The organism is Nocardia fodinahabitans (assembly GCF_052983615.1).
The window spans coordinates 462227-485330 of sequence record NZ_JBRJJC010000001.1 but is presented as its reverse complement, the minus strand read 5'-3'; the positions used below and the strand labels follow the sequence as shown (position 1 = coordinate 485330).

Annotated in this window: 26 protein-coding genes; 15 read left to right on the top strand and 11 right to left on the bottom strand. The window is 69.7% G+C overall.

The features are described from left to right. Nucleotides 1-20 precede the first annotated feature (20 nt). From sufC to NV348_RS02225, 6 genes are all read left to right on the top strand, one after another. Nucleotides 21-788 carry a Fe-S cluster assembly ATPase SufC gene (gene sufC, locus NV348_RS02250; RefSeq protein ID WP_447145459.1) on the top strand — a complete coding sequence of 256 codons (768 nt, stop codon included), beginning with the start codon at nucleotides 21-23 and terminating at the stop codon, nucleotides 786-788. A gap of 5 nt (nucleotides 789-793) precedes the next feature. Further along, the gene (locus NV348_RS02245) at nucleotides 794-2074 is read left to right on the top strand and encodes a cysteine desulfurase (protein WP_447145458.1); all 1281 of its coding nucleotides are present in this window, start codon (nucleotides 794-796) and stop codon (nucleotides 2072-2074) included. Nucleotides 2075-2096: 22 nt separating this feature from the next. Beyond that, nucleotides 2097-2573 carry a Fe-S cluster assembly sulfur transfer protein SufU gene (gene sufU, locus NV348_RS02240; protein WP_447145457.1) on the top strand — a complete coding sequence of 159 codons (477 nt, stop codon included), beginning with the start codon at nucleotides 2097-2099 and terminating at the stop codon, nucleotides 2571-2573. Beyond that, nucleotides 2573-2956, top strand: a complete 384-nt coding sequence (locus NV348_RS02235; protein ID WP_447145456.1) for a metal-sulfur cluster assembly factor — start codon at nucleotides 2573-2575, stop codon at nucleotides 2954-2956. The genes sufU and NV348_RS02235 overlap by 1 nt, the downstream gene beginning before the upstream one ends. A gap of 127 nt (nucleotides 2957-3083) precedes the next feature. Continuing rightward, nucleotides 3084-3458 (top strand): hypothetical protein, encoded by a 375-nt coding sequence (locus tag NV348_RS02230; RefSeq protein ID WP_447145455.1) that lies wholly within the window; start codon nucleotides 3084-3086, stop codon nucleotides 3456-3458. A gap of 126 nt (nucleotides 3459-3584) precedes the next feature. Further along, on the top strand, nucleotides 3585-4013 hold the full coding sequence (locus tag NV348_RS02225; protein ID WP_447145454.1) for a DUF4189 domain-containing protein: 429 nt from the start codon (nucleotides 3585-3587) through the stop codon (nucleotides 4011-4013). Nucleotides 4014-4075: 62 nt separating this feature from the next. Here the strand turns inward: NV348_RS02225 and NV348_RS02220 are convergent, their stop codons facing one another. Further along, nucleotides 4076-4705 carry a TetR/AcrR family transcriptional regulator gene (locus NV348_RS02220; RefSeq protein WP_447145453.1) on the bottom strand — a complete coding sequence of 210 codons (630 nt, stop codon included), beginning with the start codon at nucleotides 4703-4705 and terminating at the stop codon, nucleotides 4076-4078. A 156-nt stretch (nucleotides 4706-4861) separates the two neighbouring features. On the opposite strand from NV348_RS02220, the gene NV348_RS02215 reads away from it, so the two are divergent. The 4 genes from NV348_RS02215 (at nucleotide 4862) to NV348_RS02200 (ending at nucleotide 7943) form a co-directional block, all read left to right on the top strand. After that, a complete protein-coding gene (locus tag NV348_RS02215) occupies nucleotides 4862-6085 on the top strand; it encodes a PucR family transcriptional regulator (RefSeq protein ID WP_447145452.1) in 1224 nt (407 codons plus the stop codon). Nucleotides 6086-6153: 68 nt separating this feature from the next. Then, the gene (gene ybiA / locus NV348_RS02210) at nucleotides 6154-6711 is read left to right on the top strand and encodes a riboflavin biosynthesis intermediates N-glycosidase (protein WP_447145451.1); all 558 of its coding nucleotides are present in this window, start codon (nucleotides 6154-6156) and stop codon (nucleotides 6709-6711) included. A 256-nt stretch (nucleotides 6712-6967) separates the two neighbouring features. Next, complete coding sequence (locus NV348_RS02205; protein WP_447145450.1) at nucleotides 6968-7468, top strand: DUF4189 domain-containing protein; 501 nt, start codon at nucleotides 6968-6970, stop codon at nucleotides 7466-7468. Nucleotides 7469-7550: 82 nt separating this feature from the next. Next, the gene (locus NV348_RS02200; RefSeq protein ID WP_447145449.1) at nucleotides 7551-7943 is read left to right on the top strand and encodes a TetR-like C-terminal domain-containing protein; all 393 of its coding nucleotides are present in this window, start codon (nucleotides 7551-7553) and stop codon (nucleotides 7941-7943) included. Here NV348_RS02200 and NV348_RS02195 read toward each other — a convergent pair. The 4 genes from NV348_RS02195 to ku form a co-directional block, all read right to left on the bottom strand. Next, on the bottom strand, nucleotides 7897-9066 hold the full coding sequence (locus NV348_RS02195) for an MFS transporter (protein ID WP_447145448.1): 1170 nt from the start codon (nucleotides 9064-9066) through the stop codon (nucleotides 7897-7899). The genes NV348_RS02200 and NV348_RS02195 overlap by 47 nt on opposite strands. A 273-nt stretch (nucleotides 9067-9339) precedes the next feature. Beyond that, entirely contained in the window at nucleotides 9340-10602 is a 1263-nt protein-coding gene (locus NV348_RS02190; protein WP_447145447.1) for an NAD(P)/FAD-dependent oxidoreductase, read from the bottom strand. A 48-nt stretch (nucleotides 10603-10650) separates the two neighbouring features. Continuing rightward, complete coding sequence (locus NV348_RS02185; protein WP_218718217.1) at nucleotides 10651-11196, bottom strand: GNAT family N-acetyltransferase; 546 nt, start codon at nucleotides 11194-11196, stop codon at nucleotides 10651-10653. A gap of 15 nt (nucleotides 11197-11211) precedes the next feature. Then, nucleotides 11212-12129, bottom strand: a complete 918-nt coding sequence (ku, locus tag NV348_RS02180; RefSeq protein ID WP_447145446.1) for a non-homologous end joining protein Ku — start codon at nucleotides 12127-12129, stop codon at nucleotides 11212-11214. Between the two features lie 109 nt (nucleotides 12130-12238). On the opposite strand from ku, the gene NV348_RS02175 reads away from it, so the two are divergent. Further along, nucleotides 12239-13312 (top strand): lycopene cyclase family protein, encoded by a 1074-nt coding sequence (locus tag NV348_RS02175; RefSeq protein ID WP_447145445.1) that lies wholly within the window; start codon nucleotides 12239-12241, stop codon nucleotides 13310-13312. A gap of 290 nt (nucleotides 13313-13602) precedes the next feature. Next, entirely contained in the window at nucleotides 13603-15933 is a 2331-nt protein-coding gene (locus NV348_RS02170; protein WP_447145444.1) for an MMPL family transporter, read from the top strand. A 67-nt stretch (nucleotides 15934-16000) separates the two neighbouring features. Here the strand turns inward: NV348_RS02170 and NV348_RS02165 are convergent, their stop codons facing one another. Continuing rightward, nucleotides 16001-16765: an SDR family oxidoreductase gene (locus tag NV348_RS02165; RefSeq protein ID WP_447145443.1), complete on the bottom strand. Its 765-nt coding sequence runs from the start codon at nucleotides 16763-16765 to the stop codon at nucleotides 16001-16003. A 149-nt stretch (nucleotides 16766-16914) separates the two neighbouring features. On the opposite strand from NV348_RS02165, the gene NV348_RS02160 reads away from it, so the two are divergent. After that, a complete protein-coding gene (locus tag NV348_RS02160) occupies nucleotides 16915-18546 on the top strand; it encodes an ABC-F family ATP-binding cassette domain-containing protein (RefSeq protein ID WP_447145442.1) in 1632 nt (543 codons plus the stop codon). Between the two features lie 196 nt (nucleotides 18547-18742). After that, nucleotides 18743-19015, top strand: a complete 273-nt coding sequence (locus NV348_RS02155) for a helix-turn-helix domain-containing protein (RefSeq protein WP_447145441.1) — start codon at nucleotides 18743-18745, stop codon at nucleotides 19013-19015. A 7-nt stretch (nucleotides 19016-19022) separates the two neighbouring features. Here NV348_RS02155 and NV348_RS02150 read toward each other — a convergent pair whose 3' ends face one another. The 4 genes from NV348_RS02150 to NV348_RS02135 all read right to left on the bottom strand — a co-directional run bounded on the left by NV348_RS02150 (nucleotide 19023) and on the right by NV348_RS02135 (nucleotide 21696). Beyond that, on the bottom strand, nucleotides 19023-19982 hold the full coding sequence (locus tag NV348_RS02150) for an MvdC/MvdD family ATP grasp protein (RefSeq protein ID WP_447145440.1): 960 nt from the start codon (nucleotides 19980-19982) through the stop codon (nucleotides 19023-19025). A 13-nt stretch (nucleotides 19983-19995) separates the two neighbouring features. Next, entirely contained in the window at nucleotides 19996-20412 is a 417-nt protein-coding gene (locus NV348_RS02145) for a hypothetical protein (protein ID WP_447145439.1), read from the bottom strand. Between the two features lie 284 nt (nucleotides 20413-20696). Continuing rightward, complete coding sequence (locus NV348_RS02140; RefSeq protein ID WP_447145438.1) at nucleotides 20697-21113, bottom strand: acyl-CoA thioesterase; 417 nt, start codon at nucleotides 21111-21113, stop codon at nucleotides 20697-20699. Between the two features lie 88 nt (nucleotides 21114-21201). Next, entirely contained in the window at nucleotides 21202-21696 is a 495-nt protein-coding gene (locus tag NV348_RS02135; RefSeq protein ID WP_447145437.1) for a cupin domain-containing protein, read from the bottom strand. 65 nt (nucleotides 21697-21761) lie between these two features. On the opposite strand from NV348_RS02135, the gene NV348_RS02130 reads away from it, so the two are divergent. Then, nucleotides 21762-22256 carry a MarR family winged helix-turn-helix transcriptional regulator gene (locus NV348_RS02130; protein WP_447145436.1) on the top strand — a complete coding sequence of 165 codons (495 nt, stop codon included), beginning with the start codon at nucleotides 21762-21764 and terminating at the stop codon, nucleotides 22254-22256. A 132-nt stretch (nucleotides 22257-22388) separates the two neighbouring features. Here the strand turns inward: NV348_RS02130 and NV348_RS02125 are convergent, their stop codons facing one another. Then, nucleotides 22389-22955, bottom strand: coding sequence for a TetR/AcrR family transcriptional regulator (locus NV348_RS02125; protein ID WP_019047713.1), 567 nt, complete (start codon nucleotides 22953-22955; stop codon nucleotides 22389-22391). Nucleotides 22956-23104: the final 149 nt, after the last annotated feature.

The window sequence follows — 23104 nt, the reverse complement described above, 5'->3', positions numbered from 1 at the left end:
CACGAAGGAATTCGAATTCGATGACCACCTTGGAAATCAAGGACCTGCACGCCGAGATCACCACCCCCGAGGGTGAGTCGAAGCAGATCCTCAACGGCGTCAACCTGACCGTGCGCTCCGGCGAGACGCACGCCATCATGGGCCCCAACGGCTCGGGCAAGTCGACGCTGTCCTACGTGATCGCGGGTCACCCGAAGTACACCGTCACCCAGGGCACCATCACCCTCGATGGTGAGGACGTGCTGGAGATGTCGGTCGACGAGCGTGCTCGGGCCGGCCTGTTCCTGGCCATGCAGTACCCGGTCGAGGTTCCCGGTGTCTCGATGTCGAACTTCCTGCGCACCGCCGCGACCGCGGTCCGCGGCGAGGCCCCCAAGCTGCGCACCTGGGTCAAGGAGGTGAAGGAGTCGATGAAGGAGCTCGAGATCGACGCCGCCTTCGCCGACCGCAGCGTCAACGAGGGCTTCTCCGGTGGCGAGAAGAAGCGTCACGAGGTCCTGCAGCTGGGTCTGCTCAAGCCGAAGATCGCGATCCTCGACGAGACCGACTCCGGTCTGGATGTCGACGCGCTGCGCATCGTCTCCGAGGGCGTCAACCGCTACAAGGAGCGCGAGGACGGCGGCGTGCTGCTGATCACGCACTACACCCGCATCCTGCGCTACATCAAGCCCGACTTCGTGCACGTGTTCGTCAACGGCAGGATCGTCGCCGAGGGTGGCTCCGAGCTGGCCGAGGAACTCGACGCGAACGGCTACGTGCGCTTCACGTCCGCCACCGCTGGAGCCTGACAACCATGACCGCTGTGTCTGTCTCGGGTCCCGCCCTCGACGTCGCCCGGATCCGGGCCGACTTCCCGATCCTGAACCGCACGGTCCGGGACGGGAAACCGTTGGTGTACCTGGATTCCGGGGCGACCTCGCAGCGTCCGCTGCAGGTGCTGGACGCCGAGCGCGACTTCCTGCTCACCCGCAACTCGGCCGTGCACCGCGGTGCACACCAGCTGGCGGAGGAGGCGACCGACTCCTACGAGGACGCCCGCGTCGCCATCGCCCGCTTCGTCGGCGCCGACGCCGGGGAGATCGTGTTCACCAAGAACGCGACCGAGTCGCTGAACCTGGTGGCCAACGCCTTCGGCGACGACCGGTTCCCGTACCAGGTGGGCCCGGGCGACGAGATCGTCATCACCGAGCTCGAGCACCACGCGAATCTCGTGCCGTGGCAGGAACTCGCGCGGCGCACCGGCGCCACGCTCAGGTGGTACGGCATCACCGACGACGGTCGGATCGACCTGGATTCGCTCGAACTGTCGGCCGCGACCAAGGTGCTCGCGTTCACCCATCAGTCGAACGTGACCGGTGCGGTCGCCCCGGTGGCCGAATTGGTCCGCCGGGCCAAGGAAGTCGGCGCGATCGTCGTGCTCGACGCCTGCCAGTCGGTGCCGCACATGGCGGTGAACTTCCGTGAGCTCGGCGTGGACTTCGCCGCGTTCTCCGGCCACAAGATGCTCGGCCCGATGGGCGTGGGCGGACTGTACGGCCGCCGGGCGCTGCTCGAGGAGACCCCGCCCTACATCACCGGCGGGTCGATGATCGAGACCGTCACCATGGAGCGGACCACGTACGCGCCGCCGCCGCAGCGCTTCGAGGCGGGTACGCCGATGACCTCACAGGTCGTCGGGCTGGCCGCCGCGGTGCGCTATCTGGAAGACCTCGGCATGGACGCGATCGCCGCTCACGAGCACGCGCTGACCGGCGCCGCGCTCGAGGGTCTGCGCGGGATCGAGGGCGTGCGGATCATCGGCCCCACCGAGAACGTGGACCGCGGTGGCGCGGTGTCGTTCGTGGTCGACGGCATCCACGCCCACGACGTGGGCCAGATCCTCGACGACCAGGGCGTCGCCATCCGGGTCGGGCACCACTGCGCCTGGCCGCTGCACCGCAAGTTCGGTGTCGCGGCGACGGCGCGCGCGTCGTTCGCCGTGTACAACACCCTCGACGAGGTCGACGCGCTGGTGCAGGCCGTGCGGAAGGCTCAGAGCTTCTTCGGCGTGAGCGCAGCGAGGGCCGATGATTAGACACTGTGGAGTTGCATAAGTCATGCGCATGGAGCAGATGTACCAGGAAGTGATCCTGGACCATTACAAACATCCCCACCACCGCGGGCTGCGCGAGCCGTTCGGTGCCGAAGTGCACCACGTGAACCCGACCTGCGGTGACGAGGTGACCCTGCGCGTGCACATCGACGGCGCGGGCGAGATCGCCGATGTCTCCTACGACGGTCAGGGCTGCTCGATCAGCCAGGCCGCCACCTCGATCCTCACCGATCAGGTGATCGGGCTGCCGGTGCAGCAGGCACTGAAGGTGGTCGACTCCTACAGCGAGATGATCTCCAGCCGCGGCACCGTCGAGGGCGACGAGGACATGATCGGCGACGGCATCGCACTCGCGGGCGTCGCCAAGTACCCGGCGCGCGTGAAGTGCGCACTGCTGGGGTGGATGGCGTTCAAGGACGCCGTCGTGCGGATCGCCTCGGCCGAGGATGCCAAGCCTGCCATGGGAAATGGGGAAGCGTGATGAGTGAGACACCGGCTGTCGAAGCCACCGAGGCGGCCGCTCCCGAGGTGGAGCTGACGCCCGAACAGCTCGAGCACCTCGAGAATCTCGAGGAGGCCATGCGCGATGTCGTCGACCCCGAGCTCGGCATCAATGTCGTCGACCTCGGCCTGGTCTACGGCATGTCCGTCGACGACGACAACATCGCCACCCTCGACATGACGCTGACCTCGGCGGCCTGTCCGCTGACCGACGTCATCGAGGACCAGTCCCGCAACGCGCTGGTGCGCAGCGGCCTGGTCGAGGACCTGAAGATCAACTGGGTCTGGATGCCTCCGTGGGGCCCGGACAAGATCACCGAGGACGGTCGCGAACAGCTGCGCGCCCTCGGCTTCACGGTCTAGAAAACACCGCGAAGAAGGCCCGGATTCCATGGGGATCCGGGCTTTTTCGGTCTCCCTGGCACCGTCGGAATCGCGCCGGGTGCCGATATATGGTTGCGGGTGGGGGCTGGACGAGCATTATGGAGGAATGGCCGAGCCGAGCAGGAGCATGGTCGCCGAACGCGGCAGGTATGCGCTCGTCGGCGGCCTCGCCGCAGTTGTTCTCGCTCCGGTGGCGGCCGCGACGACCGCCGCCGTCTATCGATTTCCGGTGCCGCTCGTCGGCTATACCAGCGGGATCGGTGGTGCCTTGACCGCGGCGGTCGGCAGTATCTTCTACCTGGTGCTCGGCGGCGCGGTGGTGCTCGCGGTGGCCGGCGCGCTGGGCGGTCTGGCGATGACCTGGGGGAGCCCGGCACCGACTCGGCGCGGTTATCTGATCGCCGTCCTGGCCGGATTGTTCGCGGCGTTTCTGGGTGCGATCGGGCTGGCCCTGCTGGAATTCCTCGTCGGACCGTGGTGAGTTCGCGCGGTGATGTCTTCGTTTGCGGCGCTGTGATTTTACTCAACACTATTGGACGTACGCGATTGTTCGGCGATGATCTGGAGGTTCCGGACATCCGGGACAATTTCCAGAGGAGAATTTTCGATGAGTTTCATGGGTAAGGCCGGTCTCGCCGTGGCGGCGCTCGGCCTTGCGGCCGGTTCGGTCTTCGGCGCCGGTGCGGCGAACGCGGAGAGCCTGCACGCGGCCATCTCGTTCAGCGACGCGGAGTGGGCCTTCGCCTACAGCGTGAACCAGCCGAGTGCCGAGGCTGCCGCCGACGAGGCGCTCGCCGCCTGCGACGCCGCCGACTGCCACATCTGGGCCGCCTGGTCCAACGGTTGCGGTGTCATCGTCGAGGGCGCCGACGGCGCGATCGGCATCGGCACGGGCGCCACCAGCCGGGACGCGGAGACCGAGGCCTACGCGAGCCTGGGCGAGCTGGAGCCGAGGGCGCTGCTGGCGAACACGGGTTCGGCGGCCCTCAGCGGAGCCCACGTCGTCAAGACGATCTGCACGGCCAACGCCCGCTGATCACGGCACACCGAAGGGCCCGGATCCGTCGTACGGATCCGGGCCCTTCGTGGTCGGTGCGCCTAGACCGGATCCGGCTCGGTGAGCGAGGCGATCCAGGCGCCGATCATGTCGGCGGTGTGGTCTATGACGACCTCGCGATCGAGGCCGTGGTCCTCCATCTCGACCGAGCGCAGCGCCGTGGCGAATCCGGCGTTGAGGACGACGAAGGCCATGGTGTCGACATCGATGTCCTTGGTCGGGCCGAGCAGATGGATGAGGTAGAGCTTCATGATCATTCGTAGCCGGGGTTCGAATTCCGGGATGCCGCTGCCGTAGAAGTGCAGATCGGCCACCAGCGCCCGCACCAGGGGGCCGTTGGCGACGAGGATCTCCACCGCGATCCGGATCACCTCGGCGACGGCGTCGCGCGGCGGCTTGTCGGCGGAGACGGTGAGCAGCCGGGCGTAGCGGTCCTCGACCTGCAGGAACAGGCTGTCGGTGAGTTCCTTGACGATCTCGTCGCGGTCGGTGAAATACCGGTACAGGGTGCCGATGCTCATGCCCGCCTCGGCGGCGATCCGATTGGTCGAGGTGTTGCCGATGCCGCGGCTGCCGAAAAGATGAGCAGACACGGTGAGAATGCGGGTGCGGGTTTCCTTCGCCCGATCCTGCTTGGGGCGTTTGCGCTGCTTATCGGCTTGCGGTGGCATTCGGCGGCCTCGGTCGAAAGAGGAGTAGAAGGTGAGCGGTTGCTCATCCTAGAGTCATGATCACGGAGAAACCGGAGTGTAGGCCATCACAGAGGCAGGCACTACGGCAGCTGAACCACCGCCGGCCGCGCCGACGCGGTGTGGAAGGAGTCGACGATGATGACGATCCCCGTGGACGGAGCCCCGATGTGGCAGCCGCTGCGCGATGTCCGGACGCTGTCGGGCACGCTGGTGAGCCACTTCGTCGACACCGTGGCCACCTGCCGAACGCTACCCGGCGACGCGATCTCCGGTGACGTGACCGCGGTCACCCGATTGTGCCTGGAGATCGTGGGCGGAATGCTCGACGGCCGCGACGAGACCGAGCGGCTGAACCGGCTCTCGGTCGCCGCGGCGGGCTGGGCGCGCGAGGGCGTGCCGATCGACGCCATCCTGCACGCCTTCCACGAGGGGGTGCGACTGAGTTTCGACGCGGTCTTCGACGCCGTCGCCGACGACGACCGGGCGAGTCTGCTCGCCGGCTTCCGCCGGGCGGTGGCGATCTCGGATCAGCTGTGTACCACCGTGACCCGCGCCTACATCCGGGAGCACCGCGATGTCGCGGGCGAGCACCACGCGGCCGTGCACACGCTCACCTCGGCGCTGCTGGCCGGTCAGTCCACGGTCACCATGGCCCGCGAGTGCGGGATCGCCGTCGCCGACGCGTATTCGGTGCTGGCGCTGTCGATCCGGCGACCTCCCGAGACCGCCGATCCACGGGTGAACCGGGCCGTGATGGCCCGGCGCGCGCTGCGCCGGGTGCAGGCCGCGCTCGCGCACCATGGCGGCGACCAGGTGCTGTCGCTGCTGTCGGTGGACGGCGGGACCCTGCTCATCCCCGCCGAGCTGATGGACTCCGTCGCCCTCGACGCGCTGATCGCGGCGCTGTCCCGCGCGGCCGATGTCGACGTGACCGGCGCGCTGGTCCCGGCCACCGTCGAGGAGATCCCGTCGGCCGCCGAGCGCGCGCACGAGCTGCTCGACATGGTCGAACGGCTCGACTGCGAACCCGGTCTCTACCGCTTCGGTGACCTGGCGCTGGAATACCAGCTCACCCGCCCCGGACCCGGCCGCGCCCGGCTCGGTGAACTGCTCGCGCCGCTGGACGGCCATCCCGAACTCTTCGAGACCCTGCGGGTGCACATCGCCAACAACATGAATCGCCGGCGCACGGCTCGCCTGCTGCACATCCACACCAACACCGTCGACTACCGCCTGCGCCGCATCGCCCAGCTGACCGGCCTCGACCCCGCCCAGAGCTCGGGCCTGTGGCAACTGCGCTCGGCCATGATCGCCCGCAGTTTCCACACCGGCCCGACCGTGGAGGCGCGCCTGGCCTGACCCGAATACCGTTGGCGCAGGACGACTCCCCGGTATATGGTTCACTGGACCAAAACCAGGGAGGGATCATGACCGTCGACACCGTCGAGCAGCTGCGTCAGGCGATCGAGCAGGGTGCGGCACCGAAGTACCTGACGTTCTGGGGGCACACCCCGCGCCCCTACGGCACGCTCGGCACGAGTTGCCTGAGCCAATGGTGGCCCGCCGAATTCGTCGTCGACGGCACCACATTCCGCACCGCCGAGCACTACATGATGTGGCGCAAGGCGCTGCTGTTCGACGACGAGCGCACCGCCGCCCGCGTGCTGGCGGCGAATCATCCCAGCGTGGCCAAGAAGCTGGGCAGGCAGATCCGCGCCTTCGACGACGCCGTCTGGGCGGGTGCCCGCTTCGAGATCGTCGTTGCGGGCAGCGTGGCCAAGTTCGGACAGGACGACGCCCTGCGGACCTACCTGCTCGGCACCGGCGCGCGCGTCCTCGTCGAAGCCAGTCCCATGGACCGGATCTGGGGGATCGGGCTGGCGGCCGACGACGTGCGCACCGCCGACCCGGCGCGGTGGCGGGGTCTCAACCTGCTCGGTTTCGCGCTGATGCGGGCTCGCGACCTACTGGCCGCGGCAGGCTAGGCCGGGAGGCCGCGCCGAGTATCCCGGGCTTGTCGGTGGGGGTTGCTAGTCTGTGGCGGACGGACGGACCGGGAGGATTCGGGCGTCACGGTCAGCGAAATCGGTTGGCGTCGCGATCATATCGGCGCGCGATGGATTTCGCCGAACCCGGCCGGGCGGGCAATTCGGGAAAGCTATTTCTCGACAGTGCGTGCGGCGGTTCATGATTGGTTCGGCTTCGACCGAGAAGCCGATTTTTCGATGGGGAGATTCACTGATGTCTGTTGTGGGCAAATATGCCCTGGGTGTGGCCGCCATGTCCGCGGTGGCCGCGTTCACCGTCGTGAACGCCGGCTCGGCCGCCGCGGCCGAGAGCGGCGTGGCGGTCGCCGAGGCGCCCGGTTACACCGCCGTCTCTCGTGACGGTGGCTTCCAGGCCGCCGCCGGTGATCTCTACGGCGCGCTGGCCTTGTCGTCGAAGGAAGCCGTGGTCGCTTCGGCGGTCAACTACGGCAGCTGGGCGGCCGCGAGCCAGGCCGCGCTGGCCGAGTGCGGCGTCTGGGACTGCCAGATCGTCGTCGAGTTCCGCAATGCCTGCGGTGCCGTCGCGCAGGGCGCCGACTACCGCTTCGGCTGGTCCTGGGACTACTCCCTGGCCGCGGCCGAGCGCTCGGCGATCGACGTGCTCGGGATCAGCGCGCCGCCGTTCCCGGATCCGGGTTCGGCCTCGCCGCGCGCGGCGAGCGTCATCCTGTCCGCCTGCACGGCGAACGTCTGACGAAACGAAGAGAAGCGGGGTGTGGACCGATCCGGTCCGCACCGCGAATACGCATCGCGGCATACGAGAACCGGAGTTTCGTATGCTGCGAGCAGACACCGGCTCGCTCGCAGGCGGTCTGGGCGCGCTGATCGAGCGGATCGGCGAGCAACTCCGTCGCTCCGGCTCCGATGCGATGACGGGGCTGCTCGCCGATATCCGGGCCGATGCCACCCTGACGGAACGCTTCGCCACCATCTACCTGGCGGTGGAACGCTCCGTCATCGGCGTGCTGCTCGACCGCGCCATCGCCCGGCGTGATCTGGCTCGTCGCCCCGATCCGGCGATCACGCAGGCGCTGCTGCTCGGTCCGCTGTTCGCGTGGGTCGTCGTGCTCGACGAAGACCACACGCGCGCACCGGAACTCGCGCGCATCGTGGCCCGGATGGTCACCGCCGCGCTCGCCGCGGGCATGGTGCCCGCCGATCCGTCCTAGCGGCGGCGAGGAGCAGCAGCGCGGCCAGGGCGAACCCGGCCGCGATCGGCGGCAGCGCCGCGACGCCCCACGCGTCGAGTGCGACGCCGCCGAGCGAGACGCCGAGATAGGTGCCGGAGGTGTTGAGCGCCAACGCCTGTGGCGCGAGCGGGCCGGTCAGCGTCGCCAGCCGGGCCTGGATCGCGGGTGCGTTCCAGAACGCGGCCGCGCCCCACACGGTGAGGACCGGCAGCAGCACCGCGATCGGCACCGGGTGCACGACCCAGGTCACCCACAGGTATCCCATCGCGACCGTGATGGCCCCGATCCCGGTCGCCAGCGCGCGCCCCGGCCCCCACCTGTCCGTGGCCAGGCCACCGCCGCACATTCCGGCCATGCCCGCGACGCCGGCCAGCCCGAACGACACCGCACGGGCATCGACACCCGACCCGGCGACCTCGGTGAGGAACGGCGCGAGGTAGGTGAGCATCATCATCGACCCGGTCATCAGCGACACGTTCGCCAGCAGCCCGACCGTCACCGGCCGCCGACCGAGACTGCGCACCTGAGCTTTCCAGTCCGGCACTACCCGGTCGGGCCGCTGCCGGGGCAGCGTCGCGAGGAGTCCGCCGAGGACGATCACGCCGCCGACGGCCATGGCGGCGAAGCTCGCGCGCCAGCCGAAGGCGCCGCCGATCCAGGTCCCGATCGGCACTCCGACCGCGATCGAGCCGGTCACGCCCAGCGTCACCACGGCGAGATAGCGGCCCGCCTTGCCCTCCGGCGCCCGCTGGAACGCGGTCGCGAACAATGACGGAGTCGCTGCCGCGGCTGCCGCGGCGGCTACGATCCGCCACGCCATCAGGACCCCGAACGACGGTGTCAGCAGTGCGCCGACATTGGCCGCGACGAAGACGCACAGACAGGTCACGAGCAGCGTCCGGCGCGAGACGCGCGCGAGCAGCACCCCGGCGACCGGCGCCACGACCGCGACGGTCACAGCGAAGACTGTCACGAGCTGACCGGCGGCGGCCTGACTCACGCCGAGATCATCCGCGATCTCGGGCAGGACACCGGCGATCACGTAATCGTCGGTGTAGAAAATGAACGAGGCGGCGAAGAGCGCCACCAACCACCAAGGCATAGAAGACTCCCACGGGTACCGAGCTGACTGCGCGCGTCCCGGCACAGGGGGCGCGCTACAACGGGCAGACAGTGGTCGGCCGGTGTCCGGAGCACGACGGATCGCCGTGCCTGTCGGCACGGTGTCGTTCGCCCGGCGAGGCGCATGCCCGGCCGGATCTCTCGGGAACAGCCACCGGCGGACCGGTGGCTAGAGTCTGTCCGCTTCGGTAGCAGTGGTCACGATCGCCAAGCTACCGCACCGAAATCCGCGGCGCCGCCGAGTTTTCGGCGCTCAGTCACCCAGGTACTGGTGGACCAGCATCACGGCCATCGAGCCCTCGCCGACGGCGGCCGCGACCCGGCGCCCGTTGTAGGCGCGCACATCGCCCGCGGCGAAGACCCCGGGCACGGTGGTCTCCAGATGCAGCGGCGGGCGGGTCAGCGGCCAGCGCGCGGCGGCGAGCGGCGCGGCGGCGATGTCGGGTCCGGTCAGCAGGTAGCCGCGATCGTCGCGGGCGACGCCGGGACCGAGCCAGGCGGTGGCGGGATCGGCGCCGATGAAGGCGAACAGCCAGGTCGCGGCGACCTCCTCGATGGCGCCGGTGCGCCGGTCGTGCAGGGTGAGGCGTTCGAGGTGGGTGCCGCCTGCCGCGGCCGCGACCTCGGTGCCGGTGCGGACGTGGATCTCCCGGATCGACTCGATCTGCTCGATCAGGTAGGTCGACATCTCCGCGGCCAGCGACTCGGCGCGGACCAGCAGGAACACCCGGCGGGCGCAACTGGCGAAATAGACCGCCGCCTGGCCCGCCGAATTCGCGCCGCCGACGATGTAGACGTCGGCACCCGAGCACAGCGGCGCCTCGGTGAGCGCCGAGAAGTAGTAGACGCCGCGGCCGGCGAAGTCCGCGACGCCGGGCGCGTCGAGGGTACGGAAGGTAGCGCCCGTGGCGATGATCGCCGAGCGCGCCGACACCGTCGTGTCCCCGCAGCGCACCGTGACGCCGTCGTCATCGGCGTCGAGCGCGTCGGCGGTCAGGCTGATCACCAATTCCGCGCCGAACTTGCCCGCCTGGCGTCGCGCCCGATCGGTGAGCTGGGCGCCGGAGATGCCGTCGGGGAAGCCGAGATAGTTCTCGATGCGTGCGCTCAGCCCGGCCTGCCCGCCGATCGCCCAGCGCTCGAGCAGGACCGTGTGCAGGCCCTCGGACGCGCCGTAGACGGCAGCGGCCATGCCCGCGGGCCCGCCGCCGACGATGAGCAGGTCGTATCCGCCGCTATCGGGCGAGGTATGTAGCCCGACCCAGCGGGCGAGTTGCTCCTCGTCGCCGGGGCGCAGGGTCCTCCCGTCCGGCCCGATCAGCACGGGAGTATCGGCGGCCTCGAACCCGTGCGCGGCGAGCAGGTCCCGGCCTGCCGGGTCGGTGGGCTGCACCCAGCGGCAGGCGATCTCGTTGCGTCTGAGAAAGGTGCGGATAGCCGCGCACGCGGGCGACCACAGGTCGCCGACCACGGTCGGCGCGGCGGCGTCGTGCTCATCCGGCGAGGTGGGAGCCACCCGTCGAGAATAGGCCGGTCCAGCGGTGCCGCCATGGCGGCACTCCGCTCAGCGGCGCGGGTGCTCCACCGACAGCCTGCCGCGCCGGATGAGATCGTGGCGGGTGGTGGCCGACATCGGCGGCAACGGCTGCTCGCCGCCGGCCTCGTCGGGGTTCGGGCGCACGAGCAGGGTGACGGTCGCGGCGGGCACGAAGCCGGTACTGGTCATCAGGGCGGCCGAGGCGCTGTTGCGGTCCTCGACATCGGTGACGATATGGCGGGCGCCGCGTGCGAACAGCGCCTCGGAGCACACGTTCACCAGCCGCCGGGCGATGCCGTGGCCCTGCATATCGGGCGCGACGGCGATCCATTCGAGGTAGGCCCAGTCGTCGCGGTGCTCGAATTCCATCGAGCCGAGCACGAAGCCGACGACCCGGTCGGAGTCCAGGGCGACCCAGCAGGCGTTGTCGGGGCTGTCCAGATGCTCGGCGACCGCCGTGAGCGACCACGAGGTGTAGGGCTTGGTGGTCGTGTCGAACACCTGGTGGCCGAGATCGAGGACTTGACGCAGATGTCCCAGCCCCATCGGCACGACAGCGATCGAGGAGTCCATGCACGCCAGTCTGCCCTACGCGCCCTTGCGCGCCGCGGTCTTGCTGTCCGTGGATTTCTTCGCCGCGGCTTTGCGCGGTGCCGCTTTCTTCGCCGATGCTTTCTTCGCCGCCTTCTTCGCGGGCGCGGGCGCCGCCTCGGCATCGCGGCGGCCGCTCGCCTCGAGACTGCGTTGCAGGGCGGCGACCAGATCGACGACCTCGGCATCGGGTTGTTCGGCGGGTTCGGCCGTCGCGGCGGCCTCGACCTTGCCGGACCCGCTGGCGATCGCCTCGTCGAGGAGTTTCTGCAATTCGATCTGATATTCGTCGGTGTATTCGGTGGGATCGAAATCACCCGACATCGACTCGACCAGTGTTTCGGCCATCTTCAATTCCTGCGGGCGCGGCGCCGGGGCGTCGTCGAGGGCGGGGAAGTCGACGGCACGCACCTCGTCGGGCCACAGCAGGGTCTGCAGCACGAGCACGCCGTCGCGCACCCGCAGCGCCGCCAGCCGGGTCTTCTGCCGCAGCGTGAAGTGCACCAGCGCGGTCTTGTCGATGCGTTCGAGGGTGGCGGCCAGTAATTGGTACGCCTTGGGCGTGGCCGAATCCGGTTCGAGGTAGTAGCTCTTGTCGAACAGCACCGGGTCGATCTGCTCGGACGGCACGAATTCCAGCACCGGGATCTCGTGTTTCTCCGCCGCGGGAAGTTTCGCGAAATCGGCGTCGGTGAGTACGACCTGGTCGCCGTCGGGGGAGACGTAGGCCTTGTCGATGTCGGAATACTGGACGGAATTGCCGCACACCTGGCAGACACGGTCGTATTTGATCCGGCCGCCGTCCTTGGCGTGGACCTGATGGAACCGAATATCGTGGTCCTCGGTCGCGGTGTAGACCTTGACCGGGACATTGACCAGCCCGAATGCGATCGAGCCCTTCCAGATCGATCTCATTTCCCCATGATGGCCGATATATCGCGCGGGGGCGAGCGGACGCCGCCGAACCGGTGCCCGTCCGTGACGCGGCGGTGCTTGAATTCGTCGCGTCTGATCCAATCGACGGGTGCACGCCGAGGTGATCGTCTGTGGACTCGGCCCCGCCGGCCGGGCGGTGGCCCATCGCGCCCTGACCCGCGGCCTGTCGGTGACGGTGATCGACCCGCACCCCGACCGCATCTGGACGCCGACCTATGCCGCCTGGGCCGACGAACTACCGGACTGGCTCGACCCCGCCGCCGTCGCCGCGACCGTCGACCGGCCGACGGCCTGGGCGGTCGGGGAGCACCGCCTCGACCGGGCCTATCAGGTACTCGACACCGCGGCACTGCAGCGATCGCTGAGCGTCGACGGCGCGGAGGTGATCGCCGACCTGGTGGTCGACCTGGACGCGCGGGCGGGCACGGTCCGCACGGCGGGCGGACTCACCCGAGCGGGCCGGGTGATCGATGCGCGCGGACTGGCCAGGTCGGCACGCCGTGCCGAGCAGACCGCCTACGGCATCGTCGTCCGCCGCGATTCCCGCGGCGCCGACCAGCCCGCCCTGTTCATGGACTGGCGCCGGGACAACGGCGCGGGCCCGGACGATCCGGCCTCGTTCCTCTACGTCGTCCCGCTCGGCGCGGACACGATGCTGTTCGAGGAAACCTGCCTCGCGGGCAGACCCGCCCTGCGCACCGAGGTCCTGCGGCGCAGGCTGGAACACCGCCTGCGCGCCCGCGGCATCGCGTTCACCGGTGCGGAACCGGTCGAACGGGTGCGCTTCCCCGTGGAGGGTGGCAGGCCGGGCGGAGGCCGGTTCGGGGCCGCCGGTGGCCTGACTCATCCCGCCACCGGGTACAGCGTCGCCGCCTCGCTGCGCGCCGCCGACCTCGTCGTCGCGGGCGCGACGCCGTGGACCGGCCAGGCGCGCGCCGTGGCCGCCCTGCGCCGGGCGGGACTGCGGGCACTGCTGGCGCTCCCCCCGCGCGACGTCGCGGTCTTCTTCGACGCCTTCTTCGAGCTCCCCACCACACGGCAACGGTCGTACCTGTCCGGTGACGACCTGCGCGGCACACTCGCGGCGATGCGCGCGCTGTTCGCCGCGCTGCCCCCGCACCTGCGCCGCACCCTGGTGACCGCGGTGGCCGGAATCGGTTGAGATCGGCCTGATCACCACCGCGCGACGGGTTGGATCGTGGTGCGTCGAGCTCGGCGAGCCGGGGCCGCGCGGTCCGGTGTAGCGGACCGGTCGCTGACCCGGATCCGGCGGGTATGCGCACGGTCGGCCCGAGGCCCGGCGGCGGCGCCACGAAGTTGCTACCATCGCCGAGCGAACGCGCCCACCCGGCAACAGGATCGGGCCGACGAGGCGGACCGGCCGGGAGTTCCCCCGGCCCCGCGCGTCGACGTGCGTGCCGCCCAGTTGCGTGACTAGTTAGGGGAATATCGGTGTTCGAATTCACCAAGCGGCGCAGCCGCTGGGTGCTCGGCGTGTTCGCGGTACTTGCGGTGGTGCTCGGCGCACTCGGGGCCACGCTGTTCGAGCGGGTGGAGGGCGGCGGGTACACCGACCCGGGCAGCGAATCCAGCAGAGCGCTCGAGGTGCTGCGCGAGGAGTTCGGGCAGACGCCGCCGAATCTGCTGCTGCTGGTGCAGACGGAGTCCTCGGTCGACGACCCCGAATCCACCGCGGCGGCAACGGCACTGGTCGCCAACCTGCAGGAACGCGAGGGCGTCACCGACGTCGCCTCCTACTGGACCACCCACCAGCCCGCGCTGCGCAGTGTCGACGGCAAGCAGGGCCTCATCGTGGCCAGCGTGCTCGGCAGCGAACGCGAGATCGACGAGCGCGTCGCCGCCATCGCCGGCGAACTCAGCGGAACCCAGGGGACGCTGCAGGTGCGGGCCGGCGGCTTCGCCATGCTCATGCACGAGACCGTCGAACAGGGCAAGCGCGACATCGCCAAGGGCGAGGCGATCGCCTTCCCGCTCACGCTGATCGCGTTGCTGTTCGTCTTCGGCGGGCTGGTCGCCGCGAGCCTGCCGCTGCTGATCGCGTTCCTCACCGTGCTGACGACCATGGGCGCGCTGTGGGTACTCACCCTGTTCACCCCGCTCTCGGTCAGCGCGACCAATGTGGCCACCCTGCTCGGCCTCGGTCTCGCCATCGACTACAGCCTGCTGATCGTCAACCGCTATCGCGACGAACTGTCCGAGGGCCGCACCCCCGCCGGTGCGGTGGCGACCACCCTGCGCACCGCGGGCCGCACAGTCGTGTTCTCGGCGCTGACGGTGGCCGTCGCGCTCGCCGGCCTGCTGTTCTTCCCGCTGCTGGCGATCCGGTCGATGGGATACGCGGGCATCCTCGTGGCGGCGCTGGCCGCGACGGTCTCGCTGACCGTGCTGCCCGCCACGCTGCTGCTGCTCGGCACCCGCATCGACAAGGGCCAGCTCGGCTGGTGGTTCCTGCGGGCGCCGCGCCCCGCCCCCGGCGAGGGCGCCTGGCACAAGCTGGCCACCGCGGTGATGCGCAAGCCGATCCCGATCGGCCTGGCCGTGACCGCGCTGCTGCTGATCCTGGGCGCGCCGTTCCTCGGCGTGCACCTCGGCTTCCCGGACGAGCGGAGCCTGCCGGAGTCGATGCCCTCCCGTCAGGTCACCGAGATCGTGCACGCCGACTTCAGCGAGAGCGACCAGAACCCCCTCGTCGCCGTGCTGCCCGAGAGCGCCTACAGCGCGGCGGGATTGGACGCCATCGCCCGGCAGCTGTCGGATCTGGCGCACGTGCGCCGGGTCGACACCGCGACCGGCAGCTACGCCCAGGGCGGTCTGCTCGCCGGTCCCACCGTGGCCAACGCCCGGTTCCGGGCGGATCGGGGCGTCTACCTGTCCATCGTGCCCACCACCACCGAGAGCGCGGCGCTGTCGGAGCTGGTCGGTCAGGTGCGTGCGGTCGAGACGCCGAGCGAGCTGCTGGTCGGCGGCGTTCCGGCGGCCAATGTCGACTCCATCGCCGCCATCGAGGACGCCCTGCCCTGGGCGCTCGGTTTCGTGGTGATCCTGATGCTGATCGTGCTGTTCGCGCTCACCGGCAGCGTGGTGCTGCCCGTGCTCGCGGTGGTGCTGAGCGCGCTCAGCCTGACCGCGACCTTCGGCGCGCTGGTGTGGATCTTCCAGGACGGGCACCTGTCCGGGCTGCTCGGCTTCACCGTCACCGGTGATCTGGCCGCGACCGTGCCCGTGATGCTGTTCGCCGCCGCTTTCGGCCTGGCGATGGACTACCAGGTGTTCCTGCTCTCGCGCATCCGCGAGGAGTACGACCGCACCGGCAAGAACGACACCGCCGTCGCCCTCGGCCTGGAGCGGGTCGGCCGCATCGTCACCGCCGCCGCGATCCTGATATCGGTGGTGTTCCTCGGCTTCCTGGCCTCCGACATCACCTTCATGAAGGCCTTCGGCATCGGTCTGCCGCTGGCGGTCATCGTCGACGCCACCCTGGTGCGCGGCTTCCTGCTGCCCGCCGCGATGAAGGTGCTCGGTGAGGCCAACTGGTACGCGCCGGAATTCCTGCGCCGCCTGCACGACAGGTGGGGCCTGGACGAGAGCGGCGGCGCCGGCCGGTCGCTGAAACACGATGTCCCCGTGCGTGATCCGCTGGGCGTCACCACCGGCAGGCCGGTGACCGGCACCGAGACGCTGGTCAACGATCCGCTCGCGCGCGCGCAAGCGGCCCGCGCCGAGGAGGGGCTGGCCGCCGCCGGACGCGAGTCCGCGGACTGACCAGGGCGTCGTAGTTCGGCTGGGCGGCATCGGTTTCCGTGGGAACCGATGCCGCCTTTCGTGTGCGTCAGATGCCGCCGGTGGCGAGCAGGCCGCCGTCGACCCGGACGCAGTCGCCGGTGATCCAGGCGGCCTCGTCGGAGACCAGGAACGCGATCAGCTTGGCGACGTCCTCGGGGACACCGAGGCGCTTCAAGGGGTAGACACTCGCCGCGCGATCCTCGTCGGCCGAGTACAGCGCGTCGGCGAACTTGGTCTTCACCACGCCCGGCGCCACCGCGTTGACGCGGATGCTCGGGCCCAGCTGCCAGGCCAGCTCCTCGGTGAGCCGGATCAGCGCCGCCTTGGAGGCGCCGTAGGCCGAGATGACGCCCGAGGACCGGATACCGGCCACGCTGGCGACGTTGACGATCGCGCCGCCGTGCTCGGCCATCCACGCCCGGTAGGCCTGCTGGACGTAGCCGAGCGAGGCCACCACGTTCACGTCGAAGATCTTGCCGACCGCGCCCAGATCGGCGTCCATCAGCGCGCCGTACACCGGGTTGATGCCGGTGTTGTTGACCAGGATGTCGAGCGAACCGAACTCGGTGACCGCCCTGGCCACGGCCTCGGCGCGGGAATCGGCGTCGCCGGCGTTGCCCGCCAGGGCGCTCACCTGCCCCGTGTGCCCGAGGGCGCGCAGCTCGGTGGCCGCGGCCGCCAGCGGCTCGGCTTTGCGCGCGGTGATCAGCACGTTGGCCCCGCGGCGCAGGAGTTCGGCGGCGGTGGCCAGGCCGATGCCGCGGCTCGCTCCGGTGACGAGGGCGGTCCTGCCCAGTAGATCGGTTGTCATGCGACGAGAGTAACCACGCTCACACCCGGCGGCGCCGGTTCGGCCGCCGAGTCGGCGGACGGTAAAATAAGTGGTTCTTGCCGACTTCGACGGTGCACGATGGGTCGAATCGGCGCTCACCATTCTTTTTCGACACGAGGAGAAGCCCTGTGATCACGGCGACCGACCTGGAGGTCCGGGCCGGAGTCCGCACCCTGCTCTCGGCCCCGGGGCCGGCGCTGCGGGTGCAGTCCGGCGACCGGATCGGACTGGTCGGGCGCAACGGCGCGGGCAAGACCACCACCTTGCGCATCCTCGCGGGTGCGGGTGAGCCGTACGCAGGCAAGATCACGCGTTCCACCGAGATCGGCTACCTGCCGCAGGACCCCAAGGAAGGCGATCTCGATGTGATCGCCCGCGACCGGGTGCTCTCCGCACGCGGCCTGGACACCCTGATCCGGGACATGGAGAAGCAGCAGGCGCTGATGGCCGAGGTGGCCGACGAGAAGGAACGCGAGAAGGCGATCCGCAAGTACGGCCGCCTCGAGGACCAGTTCTCCTCGCTCGGCGGGTACGTCGCCGAGAGCGAGGCCGCCCGCATCTGCAACAGCCTCGGTCTGCCCGACCGGGTCCTCGGCCAGCAGCTGCGCACCCTCTCCGGCGGTCAGCGCCGCCGCATCGAGCTGGCCCGCATCCTGTTCTCCGCCTCCGACGGCTCGGGCGGTCGCTCCGATCGCATCCTGCTGCTCGACGAGCCAACCAACCACCTCGACGCCGACTCCATCACCTGGCTGCGCGGGTTCCTGCAGAACCACGACGGCGGTCTGATCGTGATCAGCCACGATGTGGAACTGCTCGAGGCCGTGGTCAACAAGGTGTGGTTCCTCGACGCGGTGCGCGGCGAGCCCGATGTCTACAACATGGGCTGGAAGAAGTACCTCGACGCCCGCGCCACCGACGAACAGCGTCGCGTTCGCGAGCGCGCCAACGCCGAGAAGAAGGCGAGTGCGCTGCGTCAGCAGGCCGCCAAGCTCGGCGCCAAGGCCACCAAAGCCGCTGCGGCACACCAGATGGTGCGCCGGGCCGAGCGGTTGATCTCGGAGCTCGACGACGTGCGTGTGGCCGACAAGGTCGCCCGCATCCGCTTCCCCGAGCCCGCGCCGTGCAGCAAGACCCCGCTGATGGTGAACAACCTGACCAAGCTCTACGGATCGCTGGAGATCTTCACCGGCGTCAACTTCGCCGTCGACAAGGGCAGCCGCGTCGTCGTGCTCGGCCTCAACGGCGCGGGTAAGACGACGATGCTCAAGCTGCTCGCCGGCGTCGAGACACCCACCTCGGGCGGCGTCGAGCAGGGCCGCGGCCTCAAGGTCGGCTACTTCGCCCAGGAGCACGACACCCTCGACGATCAGGCGACGGTGTGGGAGAACATCCGGCACGCGTCCCCGGACGCGGGCGAGCAGGAGCTGCGCAGCCTGCTCGGCGCCTTCATGTTCACCGGCCCGCAGCTCGAGCAGCCCGCGGGCACGCTCTCCGGTGGTGAGAAGACCCGTTTGGCGCTGGCCGGGCTGGTGTCCTCGGCGGCCAACGTGCTGCTGCTCGACGAGCCGACCAACAACCTCGACCCGATCTCGCGTGAGCAGGTGCTCGAGGCGCTGCGCACCTACGCCGGCGCCGTCGTCCTGGTGACCCACGACCCGGGCGCGGCCGAAGCGCTGAACCCGGAACGCGTCATCCTGCTGCCGGACGGCACCGAGGACCACTGGTCGAAGGAATACGCCGAGTTGATCGACCTCGCCTGAGCCGTCAGGGCCCGAGGCGGTAGCGCAGCGTCACCTCGCGGGCCCGGTCAGGGCCATAACGGCGGTGTGTCGCGCGTGAAACGCTGTGTCGGGAGGGAACTCGCGGCACTCGGGTGAGTTTCATCACTGTTTTCGTTGATCACCGACTCCGGAGTGTCTAGCCTGGAATCAGCTGCTCGGCGACTCGGAGGAAGCCATGAGCGACAGTGCGAGACAGGCCGCTAGGTCGGCCAAGGGTAAATCGACGATCGGCAAGGCCGCGCTGGGAAAGGGCACCCGGGTCACGGGCAAGTCCCGGGACCGGTTGCAGTCCCAGCTGAAGAAGCAGTACGAGGCGGGTGCGAGCATCCGCTCGCTGGCCAGGGCTACGGGCCGCTCGTACGGCTTCATTCACAATGTGCTGGTCGAATCGCACGTCGAGTTGCGCGGCCGCGGTGGCGCCAACCGGCGCAAGAATCCGGCCGACTGAGCGGCCCTCACCAGCCGGGGACCGCGCCGTCCCCGCGCACCAGCAGGTTCGCCAGACTACTGAACAGCGGCAGGCCCGTCTTGATCTCGAGATAGGCGAACTGCCCCTGTGGGTTGACCTCGAGGAAGTAGTACTCGCCGTCGTTGCCCAGCCGCAGGTCGACGACGCCGAAGCTCAGCCCGAGGGCGCCCATCAGGGTGGCCAGCGACTTGCTGACCGAGGCGGGCAGCCGGTCGTGGGCGAAGCCGACCGAGGTGTCGAGCCGGGAATCGACCCGGCCGACCCCGGCCTGCGAATCGATGCGCACCGACCACTCGATGCCGTCGACCCACACCACCCGCAGATCGCAGCTGGCCTCGACGTAGTCCTGGAACGTCGTCGGGGTCGACCGGATCGAGCCGAGCCTGCTCAGCTCCGGTCTGGTGATGATCCGGGTCTCGGAGAACTCGCCGCGCCCGGTGCCCGTGCGTTTGTACACCACTGGGCCGGAACGGGATTCGACGAAACTGCGGGCCTCGTCCGGATCGTTGGTGATCAGCGTCTCCGGGATGACGAACCCGGCCCGCTGCGCCGTCTCCAGTTGCACGATCTTGCGGCTGGCGGTGCGCTCGGCGGCCGGATCGTTGATCCAGTACGCCGGGATCGACCACAGCATGCCCTGCAGGAAACCGTCGCACTCGGCCTGGCGGAACTCGTCGTCGGCGGCGCGCACGCCGTGCGGCACCAGGCACGGGTGCGGCCTGCGCCACCAGACCGCGCGCACGTCGTCGAGACCGTGGATGTGGGCGAGCGCGCGGTTGGTGCCCGCCTTGTCGAGCCGGAAACTGCCTGTCTCTCGGGGGAAGTCGCGCAGATCCAGCCGGACCGGGTCGAGCCCGTGGTGTTCTCGTAACGTGGCGGCCAGCGCATCGGCGTGCAGGTCGTCGGTTTCGGACACGATGAGCACCGCGTCGGTCGCGCGTTCCATGACCGTGGGCCGTTCAGTCGAGGCTGTCGCAGTTGATGCCGTCGCGGAAGGTGAACGTGGCGCCGGTGACACCGCCGCGCTCCGCGATCCGCAGCTTGGTCGCCCAGGCGCGGGTGGCCTGGGCCAGCAGGTCGTCACCGAGCGCCTCGGACGGCTCGGGCGCCAGTGTGATGGGCCGGTCGACGAGTTCCACCCGCATCCGGCGGGTGAAGTCGGCGGTCGCGCCCGGACGGATGTCGACGCACACCTGCCGTTCCCCCGCGGCGCGGTCTTCGGTGAGCCGCACGACATCACGCCGGTCGAAGGTCCACGTACCACCGTCGACCCGGACCGAGATGTCGCGATCGGACTCGGCCACCAGCAACCCGCGCAAGGCGGGGCCCCGATCTCGGGACGACGCGGTAGCGGGGAGGTGGATGGCGTCGGTCATGGGCACTCACTCCGATCTTCTCGTCTGCTCGCGATTTGCCAGAACCCCCGAAGGTGCTACGGATCATAGCGCGCGAGCGGGCGTCACCGAGCCGGTTCGCGAGATTTGCGGAGCCCCGGGCAAACCGCCGAGCGGCGCGTGATCGCCTAGCGGGGAGAGAATTTCGGACAACTCGACCGCGGATCGCCGCGTCGTACCGGCAATCGATCAGCTAACGATGGCGGGTACGGCGACGGCCCGCATCGCCGCGAGATTGCTGGGCGATGCGGGCCGTGTCGTCCGCCTCAGAGGCCGAGGAGCTCCGGGCGCTCGGCCAGGCCGCGGAAGTGTTCGGCGGGGTCGGCGACCAGCTTGCGCGAGGTCAGGTCCATCGCGCCCGCGACCACGGTGATCTCCGCCGACACCGTGCCGTCGAGCTTGATGATCTGGTGGTGGAAGCGGAAGACCTTGCCGCCGTCCCACTCGCAGGTGGCCGTCACGGTCACCTCGTCGCCGCCGCGCAGCTCGCGCCGGTACTTGATCGTCGACTCGAGGACGACCGCGCCGATCCCACTGGCGAAGAACTTGTCCTGCGGGATACCCGCCGCCCGTATCAGCTCCCAGCGGGCGTGTTCGCCGTACTGGTGGTAGACGGCGTGGTTCAGGTGGCCCTGGGTGTCGAGCTCGTAGCCGCGGACGAGGACCGGTACGGAGAACGTCATACGGCGTATAACCGGCGGCTTCGCCGACGTTGTTCCCGAGTCGCCTGCAATCTGCGCCACAGACCGCATGGTTCGGTATGGCCGCGGGTCAGCGCCGATGGGCGTTGCGTTCGGCCCACCAATCGGGGGCGTCGACGAAGTGGTTGTCGAACTCCTCTTGGGCGGCGACGAATTCGTCGTGGGTCGCCTCGCCGTGGAGCAGGCGGTCGAGCAGGCGGAAGTACTCGAAGCGCTGCACGCCGGGCATCAGGGCGATGAGGATGCGGGCGCCGCTGTCGGGGGTGGCGCCGAAGGCGTGCGGCATGTGGCGGGGGACCACCAGGGAGCCGCCTGCGCCGACGGTGCGGATGCGATCGCCCGCCAGTACCTGGAGTTCGCCGTCGGCGACGTAGAACAGTTCGTCGGAGCGGGTGTGGAAGTGCGGCGCCGCGCCGTCGGCGCCCTGCGCCATGGTGACCTCCAGCGTGCTGACGGTGCCGTCGCTGGCGTCGGCGTCGGTGAGCAGGCGGATCCGCACGGAGCCGGTACCGAGGGTCTCCGCGTCGTCGGGCAGGCAGAGGGCGATGTCGCGGGCGTTCGTCATGGCGATTCCATTCGCTGGTTGATAATTCGCTACCGAACTATATCGTGGCGAATAGAATCGTGTCCATGGATGATCCGGATGCCGTCGATGCCATCGCCGCCCAGTGGCGTCGCGAACGCCCCGACCTCGACCTGGCGGCGATGGCCGTCTTCGGCAGGCTCGGCAGGCTGATGGTTGTGGCGACGGCCCGCATCGAAGCCGTATTCACCGCGCACGGATTGCAGCGTGGTGAGTTCGATGTGCTTGCGGCACTGCGCCGTTCGGGCGGTCCGTGCGAACTCAACCCCTCGGTCCTCGCCGACACGCTGATGCTGTCGCGGGCCGGGATGACCGGGCGCATCGATCGGCTGGAAGCGGCCGGGCTGGTGCGCCGGAGCGCCGATCAGGGCGACCGCAGGGCGGTGCGGGTCGCGCTCACCGACGAGGGGCGCGCGCTCGTCGACGTCGTGGTCGGCGCGCACACCGAGAACGAGACGCGCATGCTGTCGGTGCTCGACCCCGCCGATCGGGCGGCGCTGGATCGCATCGCGCGCATCATGCTGCGGAGCCTCGAGGGCTAGTCGATCCCGGACGGCGCAACCATCGCCGTCGTAGATCCCACGGGGCGCAATCGGTCGTTCGGCGGCGGGTGGTGGACGCGAAAGAACCGCCGCGGTGTCCGAAGAACGGTGCGGCGGTTCGGGTTTCGGTGCTCAGTCGCGGCGGCGGACGGAGGCTTCGACGAGATCGAGGACGGCGGAGAGGTTGTCGTCGGTGTGGCCGGAGGCGATGCGGGCGATCAAACCGTCCAGCACGAGGTCCAGGTAGCCGAGCAGGACGTCGGTGGGGACGTCGTCACGTAGCGCGCCCGCGGCCTTGCGGCGTTCCAGACGGGCCAGGGTGGCCGCGGTGAGTTCGGCCGAGCGCTGGGTCCAGCCCGCGCGGAACTCGGGGTCGGTGCGGACCCGGCGGGCGATCTCGAGGCGGGTGCCCAGCCAGTTGAATTCCTCGGGGCGGGCGAGCATATCGCGCATGACCTGCACGATGCCCTGGTTGGCCGCGACTTCGGCCATGCGCTCGGCGTCGTCCTTGGCCAGGGCGAAGAACAGCGCGTCCTTGTCCCGGAAGTGATGGAAGATGGCGCCGCGCGAGAGACCGATGGCCTCTTCCAGACGGCGCACCGTGGCGCCGTCGTAGCCGTATTCGGCGAAGCAGCGTCGTGCGCCGTCGAGGATCTGGCTGCGGCGGGCGGCGAGGTGGTCGTCGCTGACCTTGGGCATGAGTCCTCCGACTGACGATACGCCGACCCCCGCCCCGGAGTGCGGAGCGGGGGTCGATGACGAATTGGCTTGTAGCCGAGCAATTGTGGATGAGGTCCGAGCAGGAACCCACCCTGTCGGGAGTGAGCCCGACGAGCGACGTCCGGGGC